This is a genomic window from Maritimibacter alkaliphilus HTCC2654, from assembly GCF_000152805.1.
GTDB classification, from domain to species: domain Bacteria; phylum Pseudomonadota; class Alphaproteobacteria; order Rhodobacterales; family Rhodobacteraceae; genus Maritimibacter; species Maritimibacter alkaliphilus.
This window is the reverse complement of the sequence record NZ_CH902578.1, coordinates 1,070,359-1,079,773: the sequence shown is the minus strand read 5'-3', so window position 1 is coordinate 1,079,773 and position 9,415 is coordinate 1,070,359. Positions and strand designations below refer to the sequence as shown.

The 9,415-nt window shown below is 67.1% G+C and carries 13 protein-coding genes and 1 tRNA gene; 6 read left to right on the top strand and 8 right to left on the bottom strand.

Annotation, left to right across the window (positions count from 1 at the left end):
• Positions 1-19 precede the first annotated feature (19 nt).
• Positions 20-406 carry a DUF2147 domain-containing protein gene (locus tag RB2654_RS06475; protein WP_040884503.1) on the bottom strand — a complete coding sequence of 129 codons (387 nt, stop codon included), beginning with the start codon at positions 404-406 and terminating at the stop codon, positions 20-22.
• A gap of 94 nt (positions 407-500) precedes the next feature.
• Positions 501-899: a DUF2147 domain-containing protein gene (locus RB2654_RS06470; protein ID WP_008329780.1), complete on the bottom strand. Its 399-nt coding sequence runs from the start codon at positions 897-899 to the stop codon at positions 501-503.
• A gap of 148 nt (positions 900-1,047) precedes the next feature.
• Between RB2654_RS06470 and hisA the strand changes: the two genes are divergently transcribed.
• Positions 1,048-1,770, top strand: coding sequence for a 1-(5-phosphoribosyl)-5-[(5-phosphoribosylamino)methylideneamino]imidazole-4-carboxamide isomerase (gene hisA / locus RB2654_RS06465; protein WP_008329778.1), 723 nt, complete (start codon positions 1,048-1,050; stop codon positions 1,768-1,770).
• Between the two features lie 58 nt (positions 1,771-1,828).
• On the top strand, positions 1,829-2,221 hold the full coding sequence (locus RB2654_RS06460) for a cupin domain-containing protein (RefSeq protein WP_008329776.1): 393 nt from the start codon (positions 1,829-1,831) through the stop codon (positions 2,219-2,221).
• Between the two features lie 2 nt (positions 2,222-2,223).
• Here RB2654_RS06460 and RB2654_RS06455 read toward each other — a convergent pair whose 3' ends face one another.
• Positions 2,224-2,979 carry an SDR family NAD(P)-dependent oxidoreductase gene (locus RB2654_RS06455; protein WP_008329774.1) on the bottom strand — a complete coding sequence of 252 codons (756 nt, stop codon included), beginning with the start codon at positions 2,977-2,979 and terminating at the stop codon, positions 2,224-2,226.
• 113 nt (positions 2,980-3,092) lie between these two features.
• Between RB2654_RS06455 and hisF the strand changes: the two genes are divergently transcribed.
• Both hisF and RB2654_RS06445 read left to right on the top strand, forming a co-directional pair.
• Positions 3,093-3,854, top strand: coding sequence for an imidazole glycerol phosphate synthase subunit HisF (gene hisF / locus RB2654_RS06450; protein ID WP_008329773.1), 762 nt, complete (start codon positions 3,093-3,095; stop codon positions 3,852-3,854).
• The gene (locus RB2654_RS06445; RefSeq protein ID WP_008329771.1) at positions 3,851-4,159 is read left to right on the top strand and encodes a phosphoribosyl-ATP diphosphatase; all 309 of its coding nucleotides are present in this window, start codon (positions 3,851-3,853) and stop codon (positions 4,157-4,159) included. The genes hisF and RB2654_RS06445 overlap by 4 nt, the downstream gene beginning before the upstream one ends.
• An 87-nt stretch (positions 4,160-4,246) precedes the next feature.
• Here the strand turns inward: RB2654_RS06445 and RB2654_RS06440 are convergent, their stop codons facing one another.
• The 4 genes from RB2654_RS06440 to rlmB all read right to left on the bottom strand — a co-directional run bounded on the left by RB2654_RS06440 (position 4,247) and on the right by rlmB (position 6,787).
• The gene (locus RB2654_RS06440; RefSeq protein WP_008329770.1) at positions 4,247-5,038 is read right to left on the bottom strand and encodes a class I SAM-dependent methyltransferase; all 792 of its coding nucleotides are present in this window, start codon (positions 5,036-5,038) and stop codon (positions 4,247-4,249) included.
• A complete protein-coding gene (locus RB2654_RS06435) occupies positions 5,031-5,462 on the bottom strand; it encodes a CoA-binding protein (RefSeq protein WP_008329769.1) in 432 nt (143 codons plus the stop codon). The genes RB2654_RS06440 and RB2654_RS06435 overlap by 8 nt, the downstream gene beginning before the upstream one ends.
• Before the next feature lie 263 nt (positions 5,463-5,725).
• A complete protein-coding gene (locus RB2654_RS06430) occupies positions 5,726-5,965 on the bottom strand; it encodes a putative hemolysin (RefSeq protein WP_008329768.1) in 240 nt (79 codons plus the stop codon).
• Positions 5,966-5,983: 18 nt separating this feature from the next.
• The gene (rlmB, locus tag RB2654_RS06425) at positions 5,984-6,787 is read right to left on the bottom strand and encodes a 23S rRNA (guanosine(2251)-2'-O)-methyltransferase RlmB (protein WP_008329767.1); all 804 of its coding nucleotides are present in this window, start codon (positions 6,785-6,787) and stop codon (positions 5,984-5,986) included.
• 130 nt (positions 6,788-6,917) lie between these two features.
• Between rlmB and RB2654_RS23355 the strand changes: the two genes are divergently transcribed.
• A tRNA-Tyr gene (locus tag RB2654_RS23355) sits at positions 6,918-7,001 on the top strand.
• Positions 7,002-7,023: 22 nt separating this feature from the next.
• Here RB2654_RS23355 and RB2654_RS06420 read toward each other — a convergent pair.
• Positions 7,024-7,992 (bottom strand): Kelch repeat-containing protein, encoded by a 969-nt coding sequence (locus RB2654_RS06420; RefSeq protein ID WP_008329766.1) that lies wholly within the window; start codon positions 7,990-7,992, stop codon positions 7,024-7,026.
• 99 nt (positions 7,993-8,091) lie between these two features.
• Between RB2654_RS06420 and RB2654_RS06415 the strand changes: the two genes are divergently transcribed.
• A complete protein-coding gene (locus RB2654_RS06415) occupies positions 8,092-9,414 on the top strand; it encodes an aromatic ring-hydroxylating dioxygenase subunit alpha (protein WP_040884499.1) in 1,323 nt (440 codons plus the stop codon).
• Position 9,415: the final 1 nt, after the last annotated feature.

Sequence of the window (9,415 nt, the reverse complement as noted above, 5' to 3'; positions counted from 1 at the left end):
GCGCAAGCCCGCGGCGAAATCACTGGATGCGGGTCCAGTTCTGGTTGGCGCACAGCAGGCCGCCCGCGACACAGCCCTTGAGCGACAGGGCATTGCCGTTCACCTGCATCTTGCCGATGTAGATCTTGTCGTTGGACGGGCGCCACACGCTGCCTTCATAGGCGCCACCACCTTTCGGCTCCATGTTGATGACGATGGGCTTGCCGATGTTGGGCGACTGGTATTCGCCGGACGAGTTGAACGTGCGCGTGATGAAACCGCAGACCTTCTGACCGCATTGCTTCATCGTCACATGGGCATAGGCGCCATCGTCGATCTGGGTTTTCCAGATGCCGAAGGCGGCATCCTGGGCCAATGCGGGCAGACCGATCACGGCGAACGCGGCGGCGAGTGCGAGTTTTTTCATGGAATCCTCCCTGTTTCGGGCATCGTCCATGAAGTCTCACGCCAATACAACATTGACGTGAAGCCAACTCTCGATCGTGCCGGCGGCGTGCCGCTTATTGCACGCGGTTCCACGTCTCGTTGCGGCAGAGCGGACCGAGACAGGCCGACACGGTCATGGTGCCGCCGTTGACCTTGAGCTTGAGTGGCGCGGATTGCCCGGTGTCGGGTCTGCGGATGCGCCCGCCTTCGAACTGGCCGCCGCCGACCGGCTCCATGTTGATGACGATGGTCTTGCCGAGCGATCCGCCCTCGATCTCGCCGTCCGGGCCGAAGGTGCGGGTCACGACGCCGCAGATTTTGCCCGAGCAGGGGCCGAAGCGGACGAAGGCATAGTCGCCGTTATAGGTGGCCGTGCGCCATGTGCCGGACAATCCGGTGTCGGCATGGGCGGCGCCGCCCGACAGGGCGAGGGCCGCGACAGTGGCGAGCGGTTTCAGGAAATGCGTGTTCATGTTGTCCGTCCGCTGTATCTATGTCTGCCGCCCCAATGTGTGCCGAACGAACGGTTCGGCGCGGATGTTCCGCCTGTCTTGTCGTTGGGGGCTACGCATGTTTAATGCCCCCAGATCAATCTGACCCTTCCAGCGACCCGGAGCCGCCATGATCCTCTATCCCGCCATCGACCTCAAAGACGGCCAGTGCGTGCGCCTGTTGCGCGGCGAGATGGAGGCCGCGACGGTGTTCAACGACGACCCGGCGGCGCAGGCCAAGGCGTTCGAAGCGGCGGGGTGCGAGTGGATACATCTGGTCGATCTGAACGGCGCTTTCGCGGGCGCGCCGGTCAACGCGGCGGCGGTCGAAGCGATCCTGTCCGCGATCTCGGTGCCCGCGCAACTGGGCGGCGGCATCCGCGACATGGCGACCATCGAGACATGGATCGACAAGGGTCTGTCGCGGGTGATCCTCGGCACGGTCGCGGTGGAAAACCCCGATCTGGTGCGCGACGCGGCGCGCGCCTTTCCCGGCAAGGTGGCCGTGGGCATCGACGCGCGCGGCGGCAAGGTCGCGACGAAAGGCTGGGCCGAAGAGACGGATGTCGAAGTCACGGACCTTGCCAAATCGTTCGAGGACGCGGGCGTGGCCGCAATCATCTACACCGACATCAACCGGGACGGCGCGATGCAGGGTCCGAACGTCGAAGCCACCGCCGCGCTGGGCAATGCCGTGTCGATCCCGGTGATCGCGTCCGGCGGCGTCTCGTCGCTCGACGATCTGCGCGCGCTCAAGTCCTGCGGTGCGCCGCTGAACGGCGCGATTTCGGGCCGCGCGCTCTACGACGGCGCCATTGATCTGGCCGAGGCGCTCGCGGTTCTGAAGGCCTGACGCTTTTTCGCTGGCACGGCGCGGCCCGACCCGTAATCTGCGGGGAGAGGAGGATGCCATGTCGACGAAAGCCACCCGTGCGCCAAATCGCCCGCCCGTCCTGATCCGCGCCGGGGACGGTGCGCATCGCAACGGGCCTTGGTCCGGCAGCGTGTCGTCCAAGGCGCTCGGCACCGACACCTTCGTCCTCTTCGCCCGGTTCGACGAGGTCGGGTCCGGCCCCGTGCTGCACGTCCACCCTTACGACGAGATCTTCGTGGTGAAGTCCGGCAGGGCGATCTTCACCGTCGGGGGCGAGACATTCGAGGCGGGTGAGGGCGACGTGGCGATGGCCCCCGCCAATACGCCGCACAAGTTCAAGAACCTCGGACCGGGGCCGCTTTATACGATGGATATCCATCTGAACGGTGAATGGATTCAGACCGACCTTTATGACCCAGATGCGGGCTGAGGCTACATCGAGCCTGCGGTGACGGGATAGGCGCCTGCCGTGCACATCCGGCTGTCCTCCGAGGCGAGGAACAGGACCATGCGCGCGACCCAGACCGGGTCGATCATCTCGGGCAGACACTGTGCTTCGCGGTGCTTGGCCTCGCCTTCGGGGGTGAGCCAGAGTGTCTTCTGCCGCTCGGTCATGATCCAGCCGGGCACGACCGTGTTCACGCGGATGCCGTCCGGGCCAAGGTCGCGCGCCATCGTGCGCGTGAGCCCTTCGATCCCGGCCTTGGCAGTCGCGTAGGCCGGAAAGTTGCCGACGGTTTCGTGCCAAGAGTTGGAACCCATGTTCACAATGCTGCCGCCACCCGCCGCCGCCATGCCGGGGGCGACCGCCTGAATGGCGAAGAAGGCGTGGCGCAGGTTGGTTTCCATCCGCTCGTCCCAGTATTCGGGGGTCACGTCGCGCCAGTCGTGCCGATCGTCGCGCGCGGCGTTGTTGACCAGCACGCGGGCGGCGCCGTTCGCGGCCTCGAGCGTGGCGATGGCAGCGCGGAGCGCATCGATGTCGGTGAGGTCGGCCTCGGCAAAGGTGACGTTTGCGCCGAGTTCGCCGGCGAGCGCCAGACCGGCGTCGCGGTCGCGGTCGATGAAGCCCGCTTTGGCGCCTTGGGCGGCGAAGCCCCGCACGATCTCGGCCCCGATCCCGCTGGCCCCGCCCGTGACCACCACGGCGCGCCCGGCGAGCGAGGGATATGTCGCGAAGTTGTCCATCTGCCGTCCTCCCTTTGCGCGGACCCTGACGCGGGGCGCGCGCGGGCGCAAGCCGCCACTGGCAAAGCCGGGGCAAACCGTCTATTCCGACCGCGACGATCCCCGGAGGGCACATGCTTAAGACCCGCATCATACCTTGCCTCGACGTGGCCGATGGCCGCGTGGTCAAGGGCGTCAACTTCGTCGATCTGCGGGACGCGGGCGACCCGGTGGAGGCCGCCAAGGCCTATGACGCCGCCGGAGCGGACGAGCTGTGCTTTCTCGACATTCACGCGACGCACGAGAACCGGGGGACGATGTTCGATCTGGTCCGGCGCACGGCGGAACAGTGCTTCATGCCGCTGACCGTGGGCGGCGGGGTGCGCACGCATGAGGACGTGCGCGCGCTGCTGCTCGCCGGGGCCGACAAGGTCAGCTTCAACTCCGCCGCTGTGGCCAACCCCGACGTGATCGCCGAGGCCGCCGAACGCTTCGGTTCGCAATGCATCGTCTGCGCCATCGACGCCAAGACGGTCGCGGGCGGCGGGTGGGAGATCTTCACCCACGGCGGGCGCAAACCGACCGGCATCGACGCGGTCGAATTCGCGAAGACGGTTGTCGCGAAGGGGGCCGGGGAAATCCTGCTCACCTCGATGGACCGCGACGGCACGCGCGCGGGCTTCAACCTGCCGCTCACCCGCGCCATTTCGGATGCGGTGGACGTGCCGGTCATCGCCTCGGGCGGCGTCGGCACGCTCGACCATCTCGTCGAGGGTGTGACGGAAGGCGGGGCGAGCGCCGTGCTGGCCGCGTCGATCTTTCACTTCGGTGATTTCACCATCCGCGAGGCCAAGGAGCACATGGCCGCCGCGAGCATCCCCATGAGGATCGAATGAGCGCGCTGGACCGACTTGCCGAAACCATCGAGAAACGCCGGGGCGTGAACCCGCGCGACAGCTGGACCGCCGCATTGCTGGCCCGCGGGCCGGAAAAATGCGCCGAGAAATTCGGGGAAGAGGCGGTCGAGGCGATCATCGAGGCGGTGAAGGGCGACCGGGAAAAGCTGACCTCCGAGGCGGCGGATGTGCTTTATCATCTGCTCGTCATGCTGGCCGCCCGCGATGTGCCGTTCGAAGACGTGCTGGCGGAACTCGACCGCCGGGAAGGCACGTCGGGGATTGCCGAAAAGGCATCGCGGTAGACGGATCGGGCCGGGCTTGCGCCCACCCCGACCCGTGCGAGAGGCCAGCCTCTCGCGCTCTCCGAAGTATTTGAAAAACGAAGAAGGTCAGGACGCGCGGTCGATCCGGCCCCACCATCGGCGGCGGTCGCGGCTGACGATCGGGACGCCGAGGGCGGTGAGGCGCGGGCCGGGCGCGCCGTCGGCCATGACGACCGCGCGGCGGGCGACGCGGGCGGCGTGTTCCATGGTCGCTGGGCTGGGGGACCAGTCGGACGCGAAAAGGCGGATAAGGTCGAGCCCATGCGCGCCCTCCTGCGGCCAGGCGAACATCGGGTCCAGTGCGACGATGTCGAAACTGTCGTCGGGTTGGGCCGCGAGGAACGTGTCGGCATGGGCGGCGAGGTGTTCGATCCGGCGCATGGCGGGGATCAGGGCCGGCGCCGCGTCATATCGGGCAAGGCCGCGTGCGACGATAAGGGCGAGGATCGGGTCGGCCTCGAGCGCGACGACGCGGCCCGTGGGGCCCACCGTCTGCGCGGCGACGATCGCGTCCGCGCCCATGCCGCAGGTGCAGTCGAGCACATGGTCGCCGGGACTGATCCCGGACGAGGCGATGAAATGGTCGGTGCGGCCCGCATCGCCCACGCGGCGGGCGGCGAGATTGGGGTGAAATCCCAGACGGCGGCTGCCCTGAACGACGGTGATCGCTTCACGCTTGACCACCAGCCCCACCGGGCGCCCGGTCTCGCGCGCATGATGGGCGATGGAGCGGCCCGCGCGCTCGGCGAAGGGCAGGGCGAAGCGGTGCGCGATCCCTTGCGCGTCGGCCACCTCGTCCGGGTCCGGTTTCTTGCGCGTCGTGACGAACAGATCGCCCGTCGACAGCCGATCAGCCAAGGAGGCGGGGGTATTCGATGGCGGGGCAGCGGTCCATCACCACGTCGACCCCTGCCGCGCGGGCGGCGGCGGCGGCATCTTCGTTCACCACGCCCAGCTGCATCCAGATGGATTTGAGGGCGGGGAGCGCCTCGAGCGCCTCGTCCACCACCGGCCCGACCGCGTCCGAGCGGCGGAAGATGTCGACCATGTCGACGGGCCAGTCGCGGGGAATGTCGGAGAGCGAGGCGACGACGGTTTCGCCAAGCGCCTCCTGCCCGGCCTGACCGGGGTTCACCAGGATCACGCGGTAGCCCTTGGCGGACAGAAAGCGCGCGACCCGGTTCGACGGGCGGGCTTCGTTGGGGGACCAGCCGACGACGGCGATGGTCTTGGTGTCCGTCAGGATGCCGGAGATGAATTCGTCTGAATAGCTCTGTGTCATGGCGCGACAGTATCCCAAGCAGGGTTGGAAGAAAGCGGTCATTCGGTCGCGGCGGCGCGATGGCGCTGCGGGGCCAAAAAAAAAGCGCCCGGAAGGGGACCCGGGCGCAGTTTGTGGAACGAGGGACAGTGAAGTGAGATTGCGGGCGTTCCACCACCCGGTCTCGCCATGACACATATGATGCGCCCACCGCAGAAAAAGGGTGAATAAAGAATCTGTGAAAGGATGGGAGCATTCGGCGGGAATTGGCCGACCCTCCGCGGTCAGCCGGTCTGCGCGTCCCGGTAGAGTGCCCATTCATCGACCAATTGCCCATCTGGAAGGCGGCAATAGCCGGTCTGACCCTCCGGCCCGTCCTTGATGACGGTCTCGCCCCCGATAGAGCCGCAATGAACCGAAGCGGGGTTCGCCATATCGACGAGCGGGGCCGCGTCCGTCTGCGGCGTGCAGGCGGCGAGCGTGACGGGCACGGCCGCGAGGGCCAGGAAACGCGGGATGGTCATGGGGGCAGTCTGCGCCGGTCAGGGCCGGGGTGCAACGCCCTGTGCCCGCGTGACGGCATAGAGCGAGACGGCGGCGGCGTTGGACACGTTCAGCGATCCGAACTCGGCGGCGAAGGGGATTTTCACCAGCGCATCGCAGGTTTCACGGGTTTTTTGGCGCAGCCCCGGCCCCTCGGCCCCCATCACCAGCGCGACGGCGTGACCGGAGAGCGGGGAGAGCGCGTCGGCGATGTCGTCATCGGCTTCGCCGGCAAGACCCAGAACGGTGTAGCCCATGTCCTTGAGCGTCCCCATCGCGTCGGCGAGGTTCGTGACGCGCAGATAAGGCTGCCGTTCGAGCGCACCGGATGCGGTCTTGGCAAGGGCGCCGGTTTCGGGTGCCGAATGGTGCTTGGTGCCGATCACGGCGCGGGCGCCGAAGACTTCGGCCGAGCGCAGGATCGCGCCCACGTTGTGCGGATCGGTCACGCGGTCGAGCAGGACGACGACGGGCGGCCGGTCGCCATCCCCCATGCAGACCTCCTCCAACCGGCCCCAGTCGAGCGGTTTGACTTCGAGCGCGGCACCCTGATGGACCGAGCCGGGGTCGAGCGGAACGGGAAACTTGCGCGGGTCCGCCACCTCGGGCTCGATCCCGCCCGTGGCGATGGCATCCGCCAGCTTGTCGGCAGCGTTTTTGGTGACGACGAGTCGCAGTTTGTCGCGGCGCGGGTTCACCAGCGCGTCGCGCACCGCATGCAGACCGAAAAGCCATACGGTTTCCGCCGCCGCAGCCCGCTTGGACTTCTCTTTTTCGACCACCCATTTCGGTTTCTTCGACACGCGCGCACCCCTGTTTCGACAGGCCCGGACAATGCGCAGCCACCGGGGCGGAGTGCAAGGGATTTTCGGCTTGACGGGTCAGGGGCGCACAGGTAATCAGCCCCCCACGCGCCGGGGGCAACCCCGGTTCGGGCGACGAGCTGCAAGGTGCGGCAGCGGACTGTAACTCCGCCGGGGAGACCCATGCCTGGTTCGATTCCAGGGTCGCCCACCACTCCCCCTACATCGCAATGACGTTACGGTTCCAGCCGTTCGACCGTTGCGACCGCGCCGAAGCCCGCGACCGTTGCGCCGCCGAAGACGAAAAGCGCGCCGCCCAGGGCTGCGGCGGTCGTGCCGTGGCGGGGCGTGCGCAGATCGGGCAGGGGCGACCAGGTGTCGGTTCCGGGGTCGTAGACCCAGCTTTCGGCGAACACGCTCGGGCGTGGGACGAAGACCTCGCCGCCGAACGCATAAAGCTTTCCGTTCAAGACGGCGGCGGACAGGCCGCCTTGTGCCTCGGGCATCGGCGCACGGGTGTCCCATGCGCCCGTGGCGGGGTCGAATACCTCGTGCATAGCGACATTGCGGATTTGGCCGTCCGCGCCGAACTGTCGCCCGCCGACCACATGAATGCGCCCGTCTATCACGCCGCCTGCGGCGCTGTTGCGGGCCGTGGGGGCATCCGGCCCGCGTGTCCAACGGCCCGTGACCGGGTCGAAGACGTCCATCCGGGCGGTGTCGGCGTGATGTTCGAACCGATCCGCCCCGTCGCGCATGGGAACCCGCCCGCCGATGACGTGGATCTTGCCGCCGACCGCCGCGCTCACATGCTCACCGCGCGGCACGGGCAGGGGCGGCGCATCCCGCCACGCACCCTCCGTCAGGTCGAAGGCCAGAACCGCGTCCACAGCCGCCCAGACCGGCGGAACACCCTGAAACCCGCCGAGCGCGAACAGCGTGTCGCCGACGACCGAAACGCCGACATGGTGGCGCGGCGCGGAAAGGGGCGGCAGGTCGCGCCACGCATCCGCCACCGGATCATAAGCCCGCGCGGCGTCGGTCGGGCGGCCCCGGTCGTCGAAGCCGCCGAGCGTGTAGAACAGGCCGTCATGCGTGTCGCCATAGATTTCCTGCGCCGGCACGGGCATCGGCGCGACCGGCACCCAATCGGCAAGGGCTGCGCCCGGCCAGGTGGCACAGGCGACGACCAAGGCTTTCCACATTCGCGAACCCTCCCGCTGCGTGCTGCCATGGTCAAAGCATTTGTCCTTCCGGTCAAACCCTGTAACCATTGCGCCGCGAACGATCGGCAGGGAGGCATCATGATAAGCCAGCAACTCAACGACACCATCACGCGAGTCGGGCCGGGAACGCCTGCGGGCGAGGTGCTGCGCCGGTATTGGCAGCCTGCCGCGCTGAGCGACGAGTTGGCGGGTAAGCGGCCCGTGGTGCCCGTCACGCTTCTGGGCGAGGAACTGGTCCTGTTTCGCGATTCCGAGGGCGAGTTGGGCCTGATCGACCGGCACTGTCCGCATCGCGGGTCGGACCTGTGTTACGGGCGGCTCGAAGACAACGGTCTGCGCTGCCCGTTCCACGGCTGGCACTTCGACCGGACCGGGCAATGCGTCGAACAACCCGGCGAACCCGAAGGCTCGAAGATGCATGAGCAGATCAAGACCACCTCCTATCCCGTTGAGGAACGGAACGGAATCGTCTTTGCCTATATGGGGCCGGGCGATCCGCCGCCGTTCCCGAATTTCGACTGCTTCCGCGCGCCCGACAGCCATGTCTTTGCCTTCAAGGGTCTGTGGGAGTGTAACTGGCTTCAGGCGCTGGAGGTGGGGATCGACCCCGCGCACGCTTCGTTCCTGCATCGGTTTCTGGAGGACGAAGACCCGTCCGACGGCTACGGCAAACAGTTCCGCGACAAGGCGGCGAACACCGAGATCCCGATGACGCAGCTTCTGCGCGACTACCCGCGCCCCGAGATCGAGGTCGAGGAGACAGACTACGGTATGCGGGTCATCGCCCTGCGCCATCTGGACGACGGGCGCACCCATGTGCGGGTGACGAACCAGATTTTCCCCGAGGCGATTACGATCCCCATGAGCCGCGAGATGATCATCACCCAGTGGCATGTCCCCGTCGATGACGAGACCTGTTATTGGTACTCGATGTTCACGAGCTTCGGTGACCCGGTGAACAAGGAGCTGATGCGCGAGCAGCGTCTGGCCGAGCATCGGCTGCCGGATTACGCACCGCTCAAGAACAAGCGCAATCAGTATGGCTACAACGCGGACGAGCAGGATCGGCTGACCTATACCGGCATGGGCCTCGACATCAACGTGCACGACCAGTGGGCGGTGGAATCGATGGGGCGCATTCAGGACCGAACCAAGGAACACCTCGGCAAGACCGACAAGGCGATCATCGCGAACCGGCGGCGGCTGCGGGCGGCGATCAAGGCGCTGGAAGAGGGCAACGAAGATGCGCTGCCGATGAAGAACGGCACGGATGTTGCCGCGATGACCGGGCCGCTTGCGAACGACACGATCTCGAACGACGGGGATTGGGTGCGCGCCTATACCGAAGGCGATGCGGCACGCCGTGCGGCCTGCACGGGTTGGGACGCGAAGGTCGGGTGAA